Here is a 19,489-nt window from a genome sequence, read left to right as displayed (position 1 = left end):
ATTCTCCTATTCTACAATCATCTTACCGTGCATCATATTCATGCCACAAGAGAAACCATACTCACCTGCTTCTTCAGGAGTGATTTCAACAACGTATTGGTCTCCCATGGGCAGATCTGCATGCACTCCAAAGTCTGGGAAAACGATTTGATCCAAGCAAGGTGAAGGATCTTTTCGATCAAAAATAATGCGAGCAGGTTGCGATTTTTTGAGGATAATGGTTTCTGGAGTATATCCTCCCATGACCTCCACTCGAATCTCCTGATAGCCATTTTTTTGCTGGGCTCTCTTAGCATCTTCTTGCGGTTTTTTGAAAAACCAAAAGAGGATAAAAGCAATCATTCCTAAAACAACAATAGATACAAATAGATTTAACATAGCGTCTCCTTTACATACAATTACATCTTACTTCTGTTACAGCACTTGCTTTTTTCTTTGAAATCACTTCTTCCAAGCCTTCCAAATCAGCTAGGGTAAAGTCACATTCTTCAATCAAATCAGCTAGCAAGAGCTTTATTCGTCGAGAACAAAGCTTGTCTTTGATATCCTGAACCATTAAGTCCCTACTATCATCTGGAGTTAAAAGGGACGAATACACAAAGGACTTGCCCTGTTTTTCCCGAGTCAAACATTCCTTCTCCACCAAACGAGCCAAGAGTGTCTGGATCGTGGATTTGGACCAACTGAACCTTTTCTCTAATACTTTTATCAGATCAGTACTAGTCTGTTCTCCCTGCATCCAGATAATCTTCATGACCTGCCATTCTGCATCCGAAATCTGCATTGTTATCCCTCCTAAATCTACATTTGTCAATTACAATTATCAGTATACTCTTAAAATCTACATTTGTCAACTAAAAAACCGATATCAAATATCGGTTCAGTAATTTTATTTAAAAATTTATTCTTGCCAATTTTCTTGGTCTTCTTTAAATCGTTTTAGGAGATCAAGTCCTTCAGGTGTGATGTAGCCTTCTTCTTGGGCTAGGTGGATGAGTTCGCTATAGTTAGACAAAGTCACCAGTTTAACACCCGCATCTGCAAAGTTCTTATCTGCTTTTGGTAATTGATAGCTAAAAATGGCTACGACACCTAGTACATCAGCACCCTCACGTTTGGCAGCCGCTACGGCTTCGAGAACCGAACCACCTGTTGAAATCAAATCTTCAACAACGACCATTTTTTGCCCTTGAGCTACACGGCCTTCGATTTGGTTTCCAGCGCCATGATCTTTTGGTTTGCTACGGATATAGGCAAAGGGTAGATTCATCTTGTCAGCGATGATGGCACCATGAGGAATACCTGCAGTCGCTGTTCCTGCAATCACTTCTACCTCAGGGAATTCTGCCTTGATGGCCTCCACAAAACCATTCTCAATCAAGGTACGTGTCTCTGGGTAGGCAAGCGTCACACGGTTGTCCGTATAAATCGGTGACTTGATACCTGATGCCCAAGTGAATGGTTCTTCTGGCTTAAGGTAAACGGCTTGAATTTTCAATAGATGGCTAGCAATGTCTTTAGCAAGTGTCATGGGATTCTCCTTTGTATTTTAAACTATATTCTTATTTCCAGTCTTGGGTCCATTCATCCTTGATAGCATGATAAGCTGCTACTGGATCAGTGGCTTGAGTGATTGGGCGTCCGACAACGATATAGTCACTACCAATTTGATAGGCATCTGCTGGTGTCATGACTCGTTTTTGGTCCCCTACTGCAGCGCCTGATGGACGAATGCCGGGTGTCAGGCAGATAAAGTCTGGACTGGTAGCTTCTTTGATGAGCTTCACTTCCTGAGCTGAACAAACAACTCCATCTAAACCTGCTTCAGCGGTTTTCTTAGCATAATGAATGACCGATTCTTGAAGACTGGTTTGTATATTTTGAAACTCTCTCATTTGTTCCTCAGAGGTTGAAGTTAACTGAGTGACAGCAATCAATTTGGCTTCTTTCCCAAGGCCTTCACGCGCAGCCTTCATCATCTCAACGCCACCTGCTGCATGAACATTGGTCATATCAACGCCCAGATGAGACAAGACCTTCATGGCTGATTTGACCGTATTTGGAATATCATGGAGTTTAAGATCCAGAAAGACACTATGTCCCAAACCTTTCAGATAAGAAACAATCTCAGGTCCTGTAGCATAATAGAGTTCCATACCTACCTTTAGATAGAGGCTCTCCCCTGCTGGAAAAAGAGCTAAAAATTGCTTGACTGCCTCAAAACTTGGAAAATCAAGAGCAATAACTGGACGAGCTTCACGCATACTTTTCTCCTTTTACCTTTGTCAGCAAGAGAGCATGAAAAAAGGAACCTGCCTACAGCAAGGTTCCACGAAAAATGGGTAGTCTCCACCCTTTCACCGTCTAACCTTAGCTGCCTCTCTGGACTGCTTTAAAGGTTTTTTACTATTCTATTATTTAAAGCGGTACTTGTCAAGTAAAAACAAGTAACTGAACGAATCATCTGAAAGTTAGCGACTCTGTGTTGTTTGAGTCGTCTGTGTTGTTTGATCTTGATTTCCTTGCTCAGCTTGTTTTTTCTTCTCTTCTTCCTGCTTCTTCTTTTCCTCTTCTTTGGCTTTAACTCTTTCGTCATCCAGAGCCTTATCCACTAGACTATAGCTATAGATACCGACCTCCATGTCAATACCACTAGGAACTGTCAACTGTGGTTTTATCTTACTATAGTAAGGTAATTTCTTCCCTAGTTCTGATAATGGCACCAAAATCTCGTCTGTGTCATACATGGTAATCTTTAGAAGGTCACTTGTTACCTTACTTGGTGCAAGTTCAATTTTCTCAATCTCTTGCTTAATTTCTGGACTAACTTCATTTAGCTGAGAAATTAGGGTTTTAATCTGTTCCTCATCGTTAAATAAAACAGATATGTATTTCTCAGGTAAGTTGTCAGAACTAACCGCAGTTGATTCAATACTTCCACTAGATAAGATTGGATAATAGTTATCTCCTGAAACTGAATAGGCTACAATTTCAAATTCTTTAACTTCAATGGTGAAGTGAACTGGAAATTGATAAACTATCTTAGCCGATTCAATCCAGTGATTTGATTTGACCATTTCCGCATGCTTATCTTTATTTAAGAGCAAGCTGATTGTATAGTCACTGTCACGAATGCCAGACGCTTCTCTAACTTGGTCTGCACTTGTCTGAACAGTACCCGTAACCTCAATATGTTTCATTGTAGCTAGAGGGCTTAGAAGATAAATAGACAAGAATAAGATTATAAAACTTGGGACGAGGATTGTAACTGCTCGCCAGATATGTATAGAAGGAATGGCCGGTTTTGGAGGTTTACTCTTGGTTTTTACCTTTTTCTGTTTCTTAACCTTTTCGTCAGCTTTTTCTTTCTCTACTTGATCCTGACTCTTAGAGTCTTCTTGAGGAGTTTCCTCCGAATCTTTCTCTTCATTTGAAGTCTCATCTCTAGTATCCGAATCCTTCTCTTCAGATTTTTCGGATTCTTCGTCCACTTCTTCAGAACTCGTAGTGTTTTCTTCCGTTCTTTTGCTCAAATACTCGTGGTGTTGTTTTTGCCATTCTGACGCTTCTTGAGCGCTTTCAGAAGACTCTGATACTTGTTCTTCTTTTTCACGAGCTTCTTCTTCGGCGCGTTTGGCCTCTTCTTCAGCTTTTTTTTGAAGATATTCTTGATTTCGTTTTTGCCACTCTGACAATTCCTTGCCTTGAGTGTGCTGATTCTTTTTATCCTTTGACATCAATTTTCCTTATGATAAATCTTTTTTGAGTAGCTCATAAAAATCTGCCACAGATTTTAATTCCTGAGAATTCTTCATCTTGTTTTGATAGATCTCTTTGTTGGTCAAAAGTTGATTTACTTTTTCTTCCAAAGTAGACAAGGTCAAGTCACTCTCTTGCAACTCCTCAGCATAGCCTTTCTTCACAAAATAGGCTGCATTTTCAATCTGATCTCCACGACTAGCTTCACGACCCAGTGGCACAATGACGTGCAATTTAGCCATAGCAAGGAGTTCAAAAATCGTATTGGCACCACCACGAGTGATGACCACATCAGCCATATTCATGAGTGGTTGATAGAGTTCCGTCGCATAGTCAACACGGTAGAGGTTTGAACTTAGTTCATTTAAACTAGCATCACCTGTTAGGTTGATGATATTATAACGACTAGTCAGCTCTTCCTTGTGGTCTGTTACTAGATGGTTAAAAACACGCGCCCCAGCAGAACCTCCGACGAAAAGAAGAGTTGGTAGCTTATCATTGAAAGAAGTTCGGATATCCACCATTTCTTCAGGTTCTTCCATAACTGGACCAGAAACCTTGGTCACAGCTCCTACATGTTCTACCTTAGTGAGACTAGACGCTTGCTCGAAAGTAGAGTACATCTTAGTCGCAAACTTATAGGCAATTTTATTGGCTAATCCCATAGAGAGATCAGACTCGTGGATGAAGACTGGTACTCTGCATACTCGCGCTGCGATAACAGGCGGAACAGATACAAATCCACCCTTAGAAAAGAGGGCTTGTGGACGAACTCGAAGCATGATAAAGAGCGATTGAAGAATTCCAAAAGCAACCTTAAAGACGTCAACCATATTTTGCCATGAGAAATATCGACGTAATTTCCCTGTTGCAATCGAATGGAAGGTAACATCTAAACCTGACTTGAGAATTTCATGATGCTCAATCCCATTTTTATCACCAATATAGTGGACTTCCCAGCCATCTTCAATGAACTTAGGCATTAACAAAAGGTTGAGGGTAACGTGTCCAACCGTTCCCCCACCAGTAAATACTATTTTTTTCATATTATCCCTTTAACTCCGCTACAGTGTCGATGAAAAGATCTCCACGTACTTCAAAGTTAGCATACATATCCCAGCTTGCATTGGCAGGACTGAGGAGAACAACATCTCCCTCTTCCGCAAGTTCAGAAGCCTTTCGAGTCGCATCTGCAATATCAGTCGCGTCGACATAAGCCACACCAGCTTTATCCGCTGCACGTTTGACACGTTCTGCAGATTGACCGAGGATGACCATTTTCTTAAGTCCAGTAATATCAGGAACCAATTCGTCAAACTCATTGCCACGGTCCAACCCACCAGCAATCAAGATAACCTTGCTATTATCAAATCCTGACAAGGCTTTTTGAGTTGCTAAGATATTGGTTGACTTACTATCGTTATAGAATTTAACGCCATTGATTTCATCTACATACTGGAGACGGTGTTTAACTCCACCAAAGGCTGACAAGGTTTCCTTGATGATTTCATTGTCCACACCACGAAGTTTAGCTACAGCAATGGTTGCAAGAGCATTTTCCACATTGTGGCTACCTGGAACACCGATTTCATCAGCTGCCATGACTTTTTCACCACGGAAGTAAAGAAGACCATCTTCAAGATAAGCACCGTCAACCTTTTCAAGTGTTGAGAATGGTACTACAGTAGCGTTTGTTTTTGTAGCAAGCTCTTTAGCTAATTCCTGGTTGAAGTTCAATACTAGGTAATCAGCTGCTGTCATATTGCTTTGGATATTCCACTTGGCTGCCACATAGGCTTCAAAAGAACCGTGATAGTCAATATGTGTTGGCATCAGATTTGTGATAACAGCAATTTCAGGATGGAATTCCTGAATTCCCATTAATTGGAAAGAAGAAAGTTCCATGACAAGGGTGTCCTTAGCTGTCGCAGTTTGAGCAACCTGACTAGCAGGATAACCGATGTTACCTGATAAGAGTCCATTTTGTCCTGCAGCAGTCAGAACTTCACCAATCATGGTTGTCGTCGTTGTCTTACCATTTGAACCAGTAATGCCGATGATTGGTGCATCAGAAATCAAATAGGCCAACTCAACCTCTGTCAAGACTGGAATACCTTTTTCCAGTGCTTTTTCAATCATTGGATTGCTATAAGGGATTCCTGGATTTTTTACCATCAAGGCAAAATCCTCGTCCAACAATTCCAATGGATGTCCACCTGTGACAACCTTGATCCCCTCTTCTAGAAGGCTCTGAGCTGCTGGATTTTCCTCAAAAGGCTTACCATCATTAACCGTCACAATGGCACCTAGCTTGTCCAAGAGACGTGCCGCAGACTCACCAGATTTGGCTAATCCTAGGACTAATACTTTCTTATTTTTAAATTGATCAATACGTTTCATATCTAGAACTCCATTTCTACTCTTACTATTTTACCATTTTTATGAAAATAAAAAAGCCACAAAGGGCTTTCTTATTTGTTTTTTGTGTAAAAAACTATTCTACCGACTTGAGGGCTTCTAACATATCCACCTTTCTCAGATAATGATTGACAAAAACTCCTAGGATGGTCAAAATGACACTGACAGCTAGAACTGGAATGAGATAAACTTCCCATCCGACCTTTGGTTGAAAACGGAAGGTACCGGGTGCGATCATCTGAATGAGAAATTGATGGAGATAAAAGCCCGATACCAATCCTACAATCATTCCAATTAGTGACAATATGATGGTTTCCCGATAGATGTAAAGGGTCACTTCTTTGTTATGAAAACCAAGAACCTTGATGGTTGAGAGTTCCCGAATCCGTTCAGCAACATTGATATTGGTCAAATTATAGAGAATCACAATAGCTAGTAGCACCGATACCAGCACCAAAATCGCCATGGTATGATTCAGAGAATTAGCAAAACTTTCAAAGAGCTGAATGGTAGAGGCGTTTTGAACGAGGCCACTGACAGCTACCTGGTCCATAAATTCTCCTGCGACTCTTTCAGTATTCCCTTCACTTTTATCCTTAAGTTGGACCAGATAGGTGTTCATCTTGGGAGCTTGACCATATATCTCCTCATAGGTCGCCTGATTCATATAAACAAAGTGACCTACATAGTGCTCAGTAATAGCACCTACTTTAAAGGTTTTCCCATCTATTGTAAAGTTGTCACCAACAGAAACTCCAGCCAACTGAGCTAATTTATCTGTTAGGATGACTCCACCTGATAAGCTCAGTTTTTCTCCATTTTTTTCTAAATGGACAAAAGGTTCCAGGTCATCCTTATCCGTTACCATAATGGTCACTGTCTGAACTCCAGCCTTGCCTGTATACTTTTCCTCAACCTGTTTGAAAGAAATTAAACGATAGTTTTCAACTTCATCACTCTGCAATTTTTCTTCTAGTTTGGCCTTATCAGAATCTGAAGCTCGAGAATTGACAGAGAGAATCATCTGATATTGTTGCAGATCCTTAAACTGCCTATCAGCAACTCCTACCACAGAGGATTGAATACCAAGTCCTGCAAAGAGGAGGGCTACTGAACCTGCAACCCCAAAAATGGTCATCAGCATGCGTTGTTTGTAACGGAAAATATTGCGGGCAGTTACCTTTTGGGTAAAGCTCAAATGAGACCAGATAAAGGTTATCCGCTCCAAGAGAATCTTTGAGCCCTTGACTGGTGGCTTGGGTAGTAATAATTGTGCTGCTTCTTCATGCAATTCTCTGCGAGATACAAGGTAGGCAGGTAAAACGCTAGCTATTAAACTTAGTCCCAGAGCTAAACAACTATAGGTCCAGTAGAAATGCTGCTGACTCTCACCAACAATCATTCGCTCGGTGATGATATGTGAGATTGTGGGTGCTAAGACATAATGACCAATCAGAATTCCTAGAAGGGTGCCAAGAGTACCAGCAACCAGACCATAAATTACAAACTTAGCAATGATATCCTTGCTATGGTAGCCTAGAGCTTTGAAAATCCCAGCATTTGTTCTTTCCTCATCTACAAATCGAGTCATGGTGGTAAAGGTAACCATAGCTGCGACGGCATAGAGAACAACTGGAAAGATATTTCCCACGGCACGAATACTCATGGCTGAGTTACTATACATGAGATAACCTTGACCAGTAGGAGAGCTTTTTCGATTGTAAACATGATAGGTTGGCTCTGTCAGAGCATTGACTTCATCCTGACTGGTCTGCCATTTAGCCTTTTCATTAGTAAGATCTGTTTCGGCTTGGCTCAGCTTTTCCTTTTCTTGTTTCAGTTGTTCTTTTGCTTGTTCTATCTGGCTCGAAATTTGACTCTGCTGTGGTTCTGGAAATTGGCTTAACCGTGCCTCTTGACCTTGAAGCTTAGTATCGGTTTCCTGTAGACGTTTCTTGCCAGCTACCAGGTTGGTCTCTGCCTGGTCCAGTTGCTTCTTGCCCTCATCAAGGGACTCTTGGGCATCCTTCTTCATTTTCTCTAGCCGCGCTTGTCCATTATCAGCAACTAGTTCCTTTAAAGTCTCCTCTTCTTCCTCTAGCTTCTTTTCGTAATCACTAGAGAAAGGATTGACATCTGTTAGGCTAGCAAAACGCAGGCGAGCAATCGTGTAAACAGAGCTCTTAAAATTTTCTTCAGTTACAACACCATATGCTACTAAGTTCCCATTACCACTGGCTGAACTCCCCATATCTGATTTTGAAAAAATATCTGGAGAGTGGACAAAGCCTGTAATGGTATAACTATCCCGCTTTAATTGAGAATTACTGCCCTTTTTTTGACTCAAATAAATGACTTGACCAATCTGATAGCGATCTTTCCAAAAGTCCGCCAAGGCCAATTCATCCTCTTGCTCAGGCAAGCGCCCTTGGGTCACCTCAAATTTTGAAATCTTCTCTGTCTTGGAAAATATCCTTATAGCATCTTGGCTACCTTCTAGAGTTAAATCTGTCATATAACCAAACTCGACATCTGCTCCTGATAGAGTTTGCAATTCTGCCTGGTCTGCCTGATCAAGCCCATAATCTCCTATGACGGTCACATCTGCCGTATTAGTATCTTTCAGATAAGCCCAAGCTGTTCGCTCCATATTGGGACTGGCCACTTTGAGACCGACTAGGGCCAAAGAGCCTAACATCATCAAAGTTAGAATGGATAGAAATCGCCCTTTTGAACCTGTGAAAGACTGGAGCAGGTCTTTCCAATATGTCTTTCTTTTCATCTCAGTACTCCAAATCATCAATATCCTGTGGTTGAGGATTGATAACAACGCTCTTGACACTGGAATCATGCATCTGAATCACCCGATCAGCTATAGGAGCTAGGGAAACATTGTGGGTCACGATGACAACGGTAGCGCCCTTCTTACATGACATTTCTTGAAGGATCTTTAGAACCTGCTTACCAGTCTGGTAGTCCAAAGCTCCCGTTGGTTCATCACAAAGGAGAATTTTAGGATTTTTAGCCACAGCTCGAGCAATGGATACCCTTTGTTGTTCCCCACCTGATAACTGAGCTGGAAAATTATTGAGACGATTGCCTAAACCTACGTCCTTTAGAACCTGCTCAGGATCCAAGGCATCTGAGACAATTTCTGATGCCAACTCGACATTTTCTTTAGCAGTCAAGTTAGCAACCAAGTTGTAAAATTGAAAGACAAATCCAACGTCATTTCTACGATAGTTGGTTCTCTGATGAGAAGTAAAATCCGAGATATTGATTCCGTCAATCCAGACTTGTCCTTCATCATTGGTATCCATTCCACCTAGAATATTTAAAACGGTTGACTTTCCTGCTCCAGACGAACCAAGGATAATGACTAGTTCTCCCTTTTCAATCTCGAAACTAACATCCCGATTAGCTACAATTTCTGTATCACCAGTATGATACCTCTTATAGCTATGTTTCATTTCAATATAGGACATCTTGTTTCCTCCTTTCCTACCCCTTATTTCACCCTTATTATAACTCTTTTAATAATAGAAAGAAAGTTAATCCCTAAATATAAAACATAAAAAAGCGAACAAGACCAGATTCTGTTTATCAGAAAACTAGTTTGTCCACTTTTTTAGTTGAGTTTGGATTGTTAGTCCAATCTCTATGATCAACATAATGTCAGATCATTTTATTCTTCGTCTTTTCTCTTGCCCATTGCAAACAAACCTAGGAGCATTCCCATAACACCTGCTGTTGCAAGAATAGCATTTTCCTTAGTACCTGTTTCTGGGAGAATATGTTGACGACTTGCAGGTGCCTGATAAGTCTTGTCTTGTGACATAGCGAGAGCTACAAGAGATTGATTATCTTTGTACTCTGGGACATCATTGACAGCTGCTTCAACTCCGTTTACACCACCTGTGTATTCCGGTACATCGTTAACTGCTGCAAAGACTGCATTAGCCCCACCTTTATACTCTGGGACATCATTGACAGCTGCTTCAACTGCATTCACACCTCCAGTGTATTCTGGAACTTCATGAACAGCTGGTGCAACTAGCTTCGATCCTCCTGTATATTCCGGAACTTCATAAACTGCTGGTTCAACTCCATTCACACCTCCAGTGTATTCTGGAACTTCATGAACTGCTGCTTCGACTGCATTCGCGCCTCCAGTGTATTCTGGAACTTCATAAACTGCTGGTTCAACTCCATTCACACCGCCTGTGTATTCTGGAACTTCATGAACAGCCTCCTCTTCTCCGTTCACACCACCTGTGAACTCTGGAACTTCGTGTACAGCTGGTTCTGTCTTAGCGCTTTCAGCATCTGCCTTAGTCAATTGAATGCGGTATTCCTTAATATGTTTACCACTTTCTGAAACAAGATGAATCAAGACTGGAAGTTTCTCGTCACCACTATCAACAACTGTTGCCGCTACGTTTTCGCCAGCTTCTACTGTGACTTTAGGACGATTTCCGCTGTAGGTTACTTGGTAATCCACACGTTCTTCAGAGAAGTCAGCAAGCTCTTTACCATCCACAAGAAGTTTAGCATCTGTGCTATCCTTAGGTTCCTCACTTGGAGCGATAAAGGCCATCTCTGTAATAGCTACACCCTTGGTATCAGCTTTTCTCTCCATGCGCCATCTCATAGCCTTCGCTTTGACTGGAGCAAAGGTTACATGGATATCAGTTCCTGCTTGAATTTCTTGATCCGCACGGTATTCAACTTTCTCCCAGTTAGAAGGAGTGTTGAATGGATGTTCTGGATCGTATGGTTGGTAGTTAGAGTAGTATTCTGGCGAGGCAAATTCTGGTCCCACATAGCGCTCCAAGACTAGTTTAGAAGGCGCATCTGTTCCACCGTCTGAGAAGAATCGAATGCTTCCTTCAGCGACTGTTCGTTCAACAATCTTACCAGCTTCTCTAAATATAACCCCTACTGAAACTTCTGGATTATCAGATGGAGTTGGAGACCAGTTAGTCCAACGACGGGTTTCATCATCTGAACCATCGTTAACATAGTCCACACGGTCATGAGAATTTGGATCAATATCATTTGTTGCAGAGGCAAATGAACGGTTGCTGTCGTCATCGAAATCAGGGTTATCTGATAGGTTTTCACCGAGTTTATCAGTCACACGTACTGCTACTTCAGCAGTTAAATCAGTACCTAAAACGTGACCACGAACTGTAAATTCACCTGCAGTTGCTAGATTTTCAGCTGGAACTTCATCCCATTCAACAGCTAAATCTTTGACTTCATAGCCATCTTTACCTGTGAAGTAAACAGGGACTTTCGCAGGTAACTCAAGTGTATGCCCCTTAGCAACCAAGCGTGATGATTTCACAGCAACAACAGGTTTACTTGCTAGCAAGTCTTTATCATTTGTAAAGTGGAGACGGTATTCACCTAGGATATCTCCGTTTTCAGCCTTAACGACAACTCGAACTGGATCCCCTTCACGAACGCTTGGAATTACTGTTGCAATACCATTATCTGATACACTTGCTGTTACAGTTGGTGATTGGTCTTCTTTAGCTTCTAGATAATAGTCAGTCAAGCCAGGGTTAAAGTTCGGTAAATCTTTTCCATCTACTTGAATTTGAGCTTGAGCTTTCTTAGCTGCTGCTACTTGTTTAGAGAAGATTTGAATTTCTGTAATAGAAGTACCCCATTTACCATCTGGTCTAACCATACGGATACGAACTGCATAGGTATTGACTTTATCAAAGCTAAAGTGGGTCATTTCTCCAGCTCTCACTTGATCTGGAGCTTTAAGATTTGTCACTTGTTTCCAGTTATTGTCATCATTAAAGACGTGGTCTTCACTAGCAACAAAGCTTGGATTCTTAGGAACTGTTGGAACATCTTTTCCTACATAGTATTCAATCACATAAGACTTAGGTGCACCGACACCGTGGTCTTCGTGGAAGGCTACGTTAAGGTTATCAACCGAACGTTTAGACAGGATACCAGAATCACCAAAGAGGATTCCTACTGATGCTTCACTTGTACGTTTCCAGTTTGTCCAGCGGTTTGCCGGTTGATCATTAAATGAGATTAGTTTGTCATTAACATTGGCTACTGAATCACTTGGATTTGAGTCTGATGCAAAGGCAAGTGGCAACTCAGAACCTGTCCACTGGTCAGAAATGTTAGCACCAGTTTCTGTCTGAGCAGAAACACGAACATGAAGTTTGGTTGGTAATTGAGTACCTTCCACATGTCCTGTCACTGTAAAGTTACCTTCTTGTGCATATTGGCTCGGGTCAATAGCATCCCAAGTCACCTTAGCTGAAGATACTTGGCCGTTTGAGTGGTAAGTACGAACACTTTCTGGCAATTGAGGAGCTTCTGAAACAGGAGTTGTTGTCGTCACTTCTTCGACTGCAATGATACCTTCTACAGAAACTTTAGCATGAGCTTCGTTTTCGATTCCTTCAACTTTACCTAGGACATCAAAGCTGTGGTATTTGGCAAGGTCTTCCTTAGCAACTGCTTGCCAAGTCACCTTGTGAACTTTTGGAAATCCTTTGTCGTACTCTACAGTTACTGTATCAGGTAGACTTGGTTCTTGGTTCAAACCTGTCACGACACTAACTGGACGAATGGCTTGAACAATTTTGCTTTCAGTGTTTGCTTGAATGTTCAAGTCAATCTGACCTTCTGCTCCTTCAAATTGAGCTTTCAAAGTTACTTGACCAGGTTTATGCAATTCAAGCATACCTTTACGAACAGCTACGTCTCCTTGACCTGATGTAGAGAAGCTTACCTTGTCAGCCTTCAATTCTGCCTGTGTACCATCTTGATAGTGAGCCAATACCTTGATACCAACTGTTTGGTCTTCTTTCAGTGCAGCTGCATTTTCTACTTCTAGGCTCAAACGTTCAATCTGCGGAGCTTCCTGCAAGAACTGGATAGCGTAAGTTTGCAATGCTCCACCATCATTTGGTTGAACATAAATACTTGCACGCATACCATTTGCTTCGTTAGCTTGAATAACAGTCACTTGCGCATTTTCAGCCAAAGCTTTGACTTCAGGTAAAGCAGTTCCATAAGCAAGTTTATGGTATAGAACCGGTTGATCCGTTGAGAGCCCTTCTACAGGCTGGTCTGCTACAGTTACAGTCGGTACTACTGGAGCAGCTGCTTGACCTTCTGCGACTACAAAGGTCGCATCGATTTGGTCATCACCTGAAATTCCTTTAGCTTGGATACGAGAGCCTGGGATAGCTAATTTAGCTTGATCTTCTGCTGCAACTTCCCACTTATCAACATCATAACTTCCTACAGTACCATCTGACAATACATAGGTAACAGATGGGTCAACCGTACTTAGATCTGTAGTTGGTGCAATTCTCTTAACTACCGGTAATTCTGTTTCGAGGGCCAAGACTTCAACACGCGCTTCTACATCACGACCATTTGCCACACCTTTAACAGTAAAGATACCAGGTTCGTTGACATTAACTGCTGACCATTCTACTGGAAGTTTTTCACGGCTACCATCACTATAAATAAATGCTACTTTTGAAGGCATTTTCGCTTCTTGACCAATAACGGTACGTACTTTAGGCACTTCTGTTCCTAAAACTGTTTTTTCTGCTTGGTCTTTTTTACCTGTGAAGATCGTTGTTTGACCAGATTTCAAGAAATCAGAGTGGGCAGTCAAAGTGAATTTCCCTGATTGCTCCGTTGATTTGACAATCACAACACCCTTACCATTAAAGGCTTTGCGAATCCATGAACCATCTGCTTGTTCTTTGTAACGTTCGCGGCTGGCTTGTTCCCCGTTGTCCACACCGACAATCTGACCTTGTCCATGTAACTGGAAGCGAACTAGGTTATTGGCAGTTGGAACTACGTTCCCTTTGCTATCAACGATTTCGTAATAGATATAAGTGAGGTCTTTTCCGTCAGCTGCGATAGCATTTTCTTCTTTGACCAAACGAACCCCTGCAGGTTCTCCAGCAGTCACAATCTTATCACGAGCAATGATATTACCAGCTTCGTCACGAGCTACTGCTTCCAAAGTACCTGCTTCAAAAGCAACTTTCCATTCAAGGTAAAGTTCATTAGCATTGGCACCTTCTTGGTAAGTGCGTCCATCACTTGTTTGTTTTTTAGTAAATGTCTTCTTGCCTAGAGTTTCACCATTCAAATATAGTTCTACACTTGCAGCGTTAGAATAGGCACGAACAGGAATCTTACCATCTACATCCGCTACATTCGCTTTTAAAGTAGGATTTTCCCAGTTCCAGTGAGGAAGAAGGTGAACCATTGGTTTCTTCTCAGCAGAAACCCATTGGCTTTGGTACAAGTAGTAGTCATTCTTTGGAATTCCAGCTGTATCTACGATACCAAAGTACGAGCTTTTAACCGGTGTTTGGTTTTGGTTGTGCCATGGAGTAGGCTCACCGATATAGTCGGTACCTGTCCAGATGAACTGACCTGCATAACCAGCATTGTCACGGTCAAAAGTCCAAGATGCTGTTGCTGTTTTACCCCAACCAACACGGTCATTACCGTAGTCTGATTGCTCGTAATTACGGTAAGCTTGATTGCTGTGGACCAATTCACGTTCTGGACGGAAATAGCTTCCACGTGTACGAGTAGCTGAGGAAGTTTCAGAACCGTAAATCAACCAATTTGGATGTTTCGCACGAAGTTTCTTGTAGTTGTCTTCTGAATAGTTAAATCCAACCGCGTCAAGTTCATTGGCAATCTTTTCATGGTCACCACTACCATCACCAAAACGGAACTTATCTGCTCCCATAGTGACATAGCGTGTCTTATCAACAGCCTTAATAACTTGAACCAAGCGTTTAACTGTTGCTAGAGAACGAGGTTTCCCGTCTGCTTCACCGATTTCATTACCGATAGACCACATGACGATAGCTGGGTTGTTCTTGCCTCTTTCGACCATGGTACGCAAGTCAAAATCAGACCATTTTTCACCTTTCTTAGCGTCTGGGTGAGTAGCATCTTTATCAAAGAAGCGACCGTAGTCATACTGTTTCTTACCACCATACCAAGTATCGAAAGCTTCTTCTTGGACCAACAAACCAAGCTCAGCAGCAATCTGTAAAGTTTGCTCACTAGCTGGGTTGTGGGTTGTACGGATAGAGTTTACACCCATATCCTTCATCTGTTTCAGACGACGGTATTCTGCTTTATAGTTTTCTTCAGCTCCAAGAGCTCCATGGTCATGGTGAAGAGAAACCCCATGGAATTTAATGCGTTCACCATTCAAAGAGAAGCCTTCATTTGGTGTCCAGTTGTAATAACGGTACCCAAACAAATCTTTCTTAGCATCCACCAACTGGCCATCACGATAGACACGAGTCACCAATTCATAAAGGGCCGGTTTATCATTGAGAACTGTCCAAAGTTTTGGTTTGTCAACTTGCAAAATAGCATTTAAACTTGTTGATTGATGAGCTTTCAAGACTTGACTAGCTGTACGAACGAGATCCGTTACAGCTTGACCATTACGTTCAATGATTTGATACTCAGCAAGAATTTCATGATCTTTATCATCAGTATTGACAATCTTACTTGTTACATGAGTATCTACCTTGCCCTTCTGTTGTTTTTCAAGGTCTGGCGTTAAGATCGTTGTTCCATTTTTCTCAGCATGGACCTTATCTGTGACTTGAAGGGTAACATCACGGTAAATTCCGCTTCCTGAGTACCAACGGCTACTTGGTTGTTTGTTGATGGCATGCACTGCTACGACATTCTCGCGACCGTCTTTATGGAGATAGTCAGTGATGTCATATGAGAATTGGTTGTAACCATTTGGATAGTGCCCAACTAGCTGACCATTTACATAAACTTGAGAATCCATGTAAACCCCATCAAATGAGATACGTACATTCTTATTGAGGTCTTCTTCATCGAGTTTAAAGGTCTTACGATACCAAGCATCACCACCATTGAGTTGCCCACCTTCGTTTTGGGCAGGTGAGTCATGGTCAAAGTCATTGTAAATACTCCAGTCATGAGGAAGGTCTAATTTCTTCCAACTAGAAACATCGGCATCTGGCTTGACCGCATCTTTAGCATTGGCATTGAGCTTGAAATGCCAGTTTTGGTTGAATTCTACTTTTCTATCCTCAATCAACTGTTTAACCTCATCATTAGTTGCAGGTTTAAGCTCAGGTTTTTCTGTTTGAGCAGATTGATCCTGAGTCACAGCTGGAACCTGCTTTTCTGAAGCTGAAATCTCTTTTTTATCTGAAGTCGATTCAGTAGATGGGATTTCCTCTTTTTTCTCTACTTCATGTTCAGTTCTTACTACTTCACTAGTAACAGGTTCTGTTGGTACAGCTTGTTCTGAAACTTTTGCTTCCGTAACTTGATCTTTAGGTGTTTCTTTCTCCACATTTTCTGTGGTAACTGCGACTGGTGTCTCATCGGCAGATACTGAATTTACAGTAGCTAGATTTGCTCCTAATAAAACAGAGCAAGTCCCGATAAGTACCGAGCATGTTCCTACCGTAAATTTACGGATGCTATAGACACTTTTGCGATTCCAATAGTCTTTTCCCATAGGGTTCTCCTTATTAAGTAACCGCTTCCATTTTTGTTGAAAGCACTATACTTGTTTTGTAATGATTACTTCTATTTTATAAAATAATATAGGAAACTTCAATACTATGACTGTAAAAATCATACTTTTGATTGTTTTTTCTATATTTTGTAGAAAACTATAAAAATCTGAATGTACATTTAGAAAAATACGTCAAAACAGCTGTTTCACTTATAGAAACAGCTGTTACTAAAAAACTATTCTGAATTTACCTTCGATTACTGATTATCCTTCTTTTAACATCTTGACCATCTCATTTTTACGCTCTTCTAGCTCGGCAATTTGATGGAGTAAAAGTCCTGAAAAATCACATTCAAGCTCTTCCGATTCGCCACTATTATACCAATCTAGAGCTACAATATGATTGTCCTTATCAAAGCAAAAAACCACATCTCCATCCCCGATGATAGACAGAAATGGAATATAATCCACAAAACCCAGAGCGTGTAATTCCTTGGTTTTAAGACGAATGTCTAAGAAATCTGGGATGCCATTTGCAATTCCCAAGACTTTAATACCTCGACAGAAGGTCCAAAATGGTGCTACATCGTAAGCCTTGGCTCTTGGCCATAGCTCTTCTCTAACTTCCATAAAGAGACCTCCCAGAGATGACATGGTGAATTCCCTGAAATCTTCTGGCAGACGAATGCCGTATTGATTTTCAAAATCCTGAACATCTTCTTCCGATGGTTCATTGCCCATGCAGGCGACAACCTGATAAGTTTCCTTATCATAGTGACGAAAATACTCATAAACTTCCTTGAGTGCCATTATTTTAATCCTTTTTACTCAGAAATAGTAACTACAAATCCATCTGGTAAGATGACTTGCTGACCATCTTCAAACTGGCAATGACTCGCTAAGTCAACTGAATCTCTGTCTAAGATAAAATTCTCAGAAGACTGATTAAAGATTGCCTGAACTTCTTTTCCTTGGTAGTTCCAGCTCAACGCAAGAACATCTGGTTCCACTTCTTCCAAGCGATAATTTCCATGCTGAATCATACTTGCCGATTCCTTACGAATCTTGATTAATTTCTTCATAAAATTCAGCATGTCATTGTCTTCAGAAACACGCTCCCAGGGCATGACACGACGGCAGTCGGGGTCTGGTCCACCAATTAGGGCCAACTCTGTTCCGTAATAGATACAAGGAGTCCCTTTTTGAAGATAGAGGAAAGTTAAAGCAGCCTTGACATGCTGGACATTTCCTTTAGCAGTTGTGAGGATACGCTCTGTATCATGAGAATCCAAAAGGTTAAACATCACCTCTGAGATTTGTTGCTTGTAGTACATAGACTGGCTTTTGATTTCTGAAATAAACTGCTCTGTCTTTTTACGCTGACGCAAGAAATAATCCTTGATACTTTCAGAGAGTGGGTAGTTCATAACTGCATGGAACTCATCCCCTTGTAGCCAAGGTTGTGAGGTATGCCAGATTTCACCTAAGATATACAAATCAGGCTTTTTAGCGAGAACTGCCTTTCTAAAATCTTTCCAGAACTGATGGTCAATTTCATTGGCAACGTCCAATCGCCAAGCATCAATATCAAAATTTTCAATCCAGTAAGTGGCAACACTGAGAAGATAGTCCCTAACCTCCGGATTAGCTGTATTTAACTTAGGCATATAGCTAGCAAAGGCAAAAGTATGATAAGGGAGTTGTCTTGGATTCTGAAGTTTATCCTCAGTAACTGGAAATTCTTGGATATGGAACCAATCTTTATAAGGGGAATTTTCTCCATTTTTTAGAACATCCTGCCATTGGGCAGACTGGTAGCCGATATGATTAAATACCGCATCTAGCATAATCTTAATGCCACGTTTGTGAGCTTCCTCGACTAAATTACGAAAAACTTCCTTGTCTCCAAAGTGACGGTCAATTTCAAAATAATCCGTCGTATCGTACTTGTGATTGGTTGTTGCTTCAAAAATCGGACATAGGTAAAGTCCAGTGATTCCCAAATCTTTAAGATAGTCAAGATGGTCAATAATCCCTTGTAAATCTCCACCAAAAAAGTCATCCCTATTAGGTGCAATGGCAGCATCCCACTCTCGAGCTCCATCTGGAGTTAGATTAGGATTTCCATTAGCAAAGCGTTCTGGGAAAATCTGATACCAAACGGTATTTGAAACCCAGTCAGGAACTTGGCAACCATCAATTTCGTGAATATAAGGAAGCTTAAAGCCATTGCCTTCAGCATCCAAGTTTTCTTGAGTATGTTCTACACAACCCTTATCACCGTAAAAAACACCCTGACCTTCCTCATCAAGGAGCTCAAAGAGATACTGAATGCGAGCAAAATCAACCGATACCGTAACCTGCCAATAGTCAAATAGGGCATCTGAGGTTACTTTGGTCATTTCTTTCTTAGCTTCATACTTATCCTCAATGAAAATAAAGGGATCTCCATAGTGTAAGATAACCTTCTGGACATCATTTTTCTTCGTTCTAATTCGGATATGTAGCTGACCTTCTTTGTAAAGATAAGCATACTCTGATTCTGGTCTATGATAAATGGCTGTCAATTCCATGTCTTGTCTCCTAAATAATCATCATCAACAAAAACGCAAACTTTTTCATAACTAACAGAACTAGTATACTATTTAAAGATTCGATTTGCAATACTTGGTCAAATTTAACGAGAAAACAGCTCAAAATAAATTCTGTAGACTAATCAAGAAATATCAGCACCTATCAATAAAAAGCTCCCAA

At 41.1% G+C, this 19,489-nt stretch carries 12 protein-coding genes; all 12 read right to left on the bottom strand.

Annotated elements, in window-relative coordinates:
- Positions 1-6: 6 nt before the first annotated feature.
- The 12 genes from AC3E9F_RS01700 to AC3E9F_RS01645 all read right to left on the bottom strand — a co-directional run bounded on the left by AC3E9F_RS01700 (position 7) and on the right by AC3E9F_RS01645 (position 19,308).
- Positions 7-378, bottom strand: a complete 372-nt coding sequence (locus tag AC3E9F_RS01700) for a cupredoxin domain-containing protein (protein WP_000933322.1) — start codon at positions 376-378, stop codon at positions 7-9.
- A gap of 10 nt (positions 379-388) precedes the next feature.
- A complete protein-coding gene (locus AC3E9F_RS01695; protein WP_016466609.1) occupies positions 389-784 on the bottom strand; it encodes a CopY/TcrY family copper transport repressor in 396 nt (131 codons plus the stop codon).
- 117 nt (positions 785-901) lie between these two features.
- On the bottom strand, positions 902-1,531 hold the full coding sequence (pyrE, locus tag AC3E9F_RS01690; RefSeq protein WP_049494805.1) for an orotate phosphoribosyltransferase: 630 nt from the start codon (positions 1,529-1,531) through the stop codon (positions 902-904).
- A gap of 31 nt (positions 1,532-1,562) precedes the next feature.
- Complete coding sequence (pyrF, locus tag AC3E9F_RS01685) at positions 1,563-2,264, bottom strand: orotidine-5'-phosphate decarboxylase (RefSeq protein WP_490672732.1); 702 nt, start codon at positions 2,262-2,264, stop codon at positions 1,563-1,565.
- Between the two features lie 207 nt (positions 2,265-2,471).
- On the bottom strand, positions 2,472-3,737 hold the full coding sequence (locus AC3E9F_RS01680) for a cell division protein FtsQ/DivIB (protein ID WP_490672731.1): 1,266 nt from the start codon (positions 3,735-3,737) through the stop codon (positions 2,472-2,474).
- 9 nt (positions 3,738-3,746) lie between these two features.
- Positions 3,747-4,805 (bottom strand): UDP-N-acetylglucosamine--N-acetylmuramyl-(pentapeptide) pyrophosphoryl-undecaprenol N-acetylglucosamine transferase, encoded by a 1,059-nt coding sequence (locus AC3E9F_RS01675; protein ID WP_414311789.1) that lies wholly within the window; start codon positions 4,803-4,805, stop codon positions 3,747-3,749.
- Between the two features lies 1 nt (position 4,806).
- On the bottom strand, positions 4,807-6,159 hold the full coding sequence (gene murD, locus AC3E9F_RS01670; RefSeq protein ID WP_490672730.1) for a UDP-N-acetylmuramoyl-L-alanine--D-glutamate ligase: 1,353 nt from the start codon (positions 6,157-6,159) through the stop codon (positions 4,807-4,809).
- A 94-nt stretch (positions 6,160-6,253) separates the two neighbouring features.
- Positions 6,254-8,959 carry an ABC transporter permease gene (locus AC3E9F_RS01665; RefSeq protein WP_414311791.1) on the bottom strand — a complete coding sequence of 902 codons (2,706 nt, stop codon included), beginning with the start codon at positions 8,957-8,959 and terminating at the stop codon, positions 6,254-6,256.
- Between the two features lies 1 nt (position 8,960).
- Positions 8,961-9,662, bottom strand: coding sequence for an ABC transporter ATP-binding protein (locus AC3E9F_RS01660; protein WP_490672729.1), 702 nt, complete (start codon positions 9,660-9,662; stop codon positions 8,961-8,963).
- A gap of 200 nt (positions 9,663-9,862) precedes the next feature.
- Complete coding sequence (gene bgaA / locus AC3E9F_RS01655) at positions 9,863-16,735, bottom strand: LPXTG-anchored adhesin/beta-galactosidase BgaA (protein WP_490672728.1); 6,873 nt, start codon at positions 16,733-16,735, stop codon at positions 9,863-9,865.
- A gap of 264 nt (positions 16,736-16,999) precedes the next feature.
- Positions 17,000-17,545: an SMI1/KNR4 family protein gene (locus tag AC3E9F_RS01650; RefSeq protein WP_414272543.1), complete on the bottom strand. Its 546-nt coding sequence runs from the start codon at positions 17,543-17,545 to the stop codon at positions 17,000-17,002.
- Positions 17,546-17,559: 14 nt separating this feature from the next.
- Positions 17,560-19,308 (bottom strand): glycoside hydrolase family 13 protein, encoded by a 1,749-nt coding sequence (locus tag AC3E9F_RS01645; RefSeq protein ID WP_490672727.1) that lies wholly within the window; start codon positions 19,306-19,308, stop codon positions 17,560-17,562.
- Between the last annotated feature and the right edge of the window lie 181 nt (positions 19,309-19,489).

The sequence above is a fragment of the Streptococcus sp. SCPM-O-B-15277 (M60) genome, assembly GCF_058200335.1.
This window is presented reverse-complemented; position numbering and strand designations above follow the sequence as displayed.

Excerpts from the sequence above, each read along its gene's own strand:
- AC3E9F_RS01700 (WP_000933322.1), bottom strand. The coding sequence starts at position 378 with ATGTTAAATCTATTTGTATCTATTGTTGTTTTAGGAATGATTGCTTTT.
- AC3E9F_RS01695 (WP_016466609.1), bottom strand. The coding sequence starts at position 784 with ATGCAGATTTCGGATGCAGAATGGCAGGTCATGAAGATTATCTGGATG.
- pyrE (WP_049494805.1), bottom strand. The coding sequence starts at position 1,531 with ATGACACTTGCTAAAGACATTGCTAGCCATCTATTGAAAATTCAAGCC.
- pyrF (WP_490672732.1), bottom strand. The coding sequence starts at position 2,264 with ATGCGTGAAGCTCGTCCAGTTATTGCTCTTGATTTTCCAAGTTTTGAG.
- AC3E9F_RS01680 (WP_490672731.1), bottom strand. The coding sequence starts at position 3,737 with ATGTCAAAGGATAAAAAGAATCAGCACACTCAAGGCAAGGAATTGTCA.
- AC3E9F_RS01675 (WP_414311789.1), bottom strand. The coding sequence starts at position 4,805 with ATGAAAAAAATAGTATTTACTGGTGGGGGAACGGTTGGACACGTTACC.
- murD (WP_490672730.1), bottom strand. The coding sequence starts at position 6,159 with ATGAAACGTATTGATCAATTTAAAAATAAGAAAGTATTAGTCCTAGGA.
- AC3E9F_RS01665 (WP_414311791.1), bottom strand. The coding sequence starts at position 8,959 with ATGAAAAGAAAGACATATTGGAAAGACCTGCTCCAGTCTTTCACAGGT.
- AC3E9F_RS01660 (WP_490672729.1), bottom strand. The coding sequence starts at position 9,662 with ATGTCCTATATTGAAATGAAACATAGCTATAAGAGGTATCATACTGGT.
- bgaA (WP_490672728.1), bottom strand. The coding sequence starts at position 16,735 with ATGGGAAAAGACTATTGGAATCGCAAAAGTGTCTATAGCATCCGTAAA.
- AC3E9F_RS01650 (WP_414272543.1), bottom strand. The coding sequence starts at position 17,545 with ATGGCACTCAAGGAAGTTTATGAGTATTTTCGTCACTATGATAAGGAA.
- AC3E9F_RS01645 (WP_490672727.1), bottom strand. The coding sequence starts at position 19,308 with ATGGAATTGACAGCCATTTATCATAGACCAGAATCAGAGTATGCTTAT.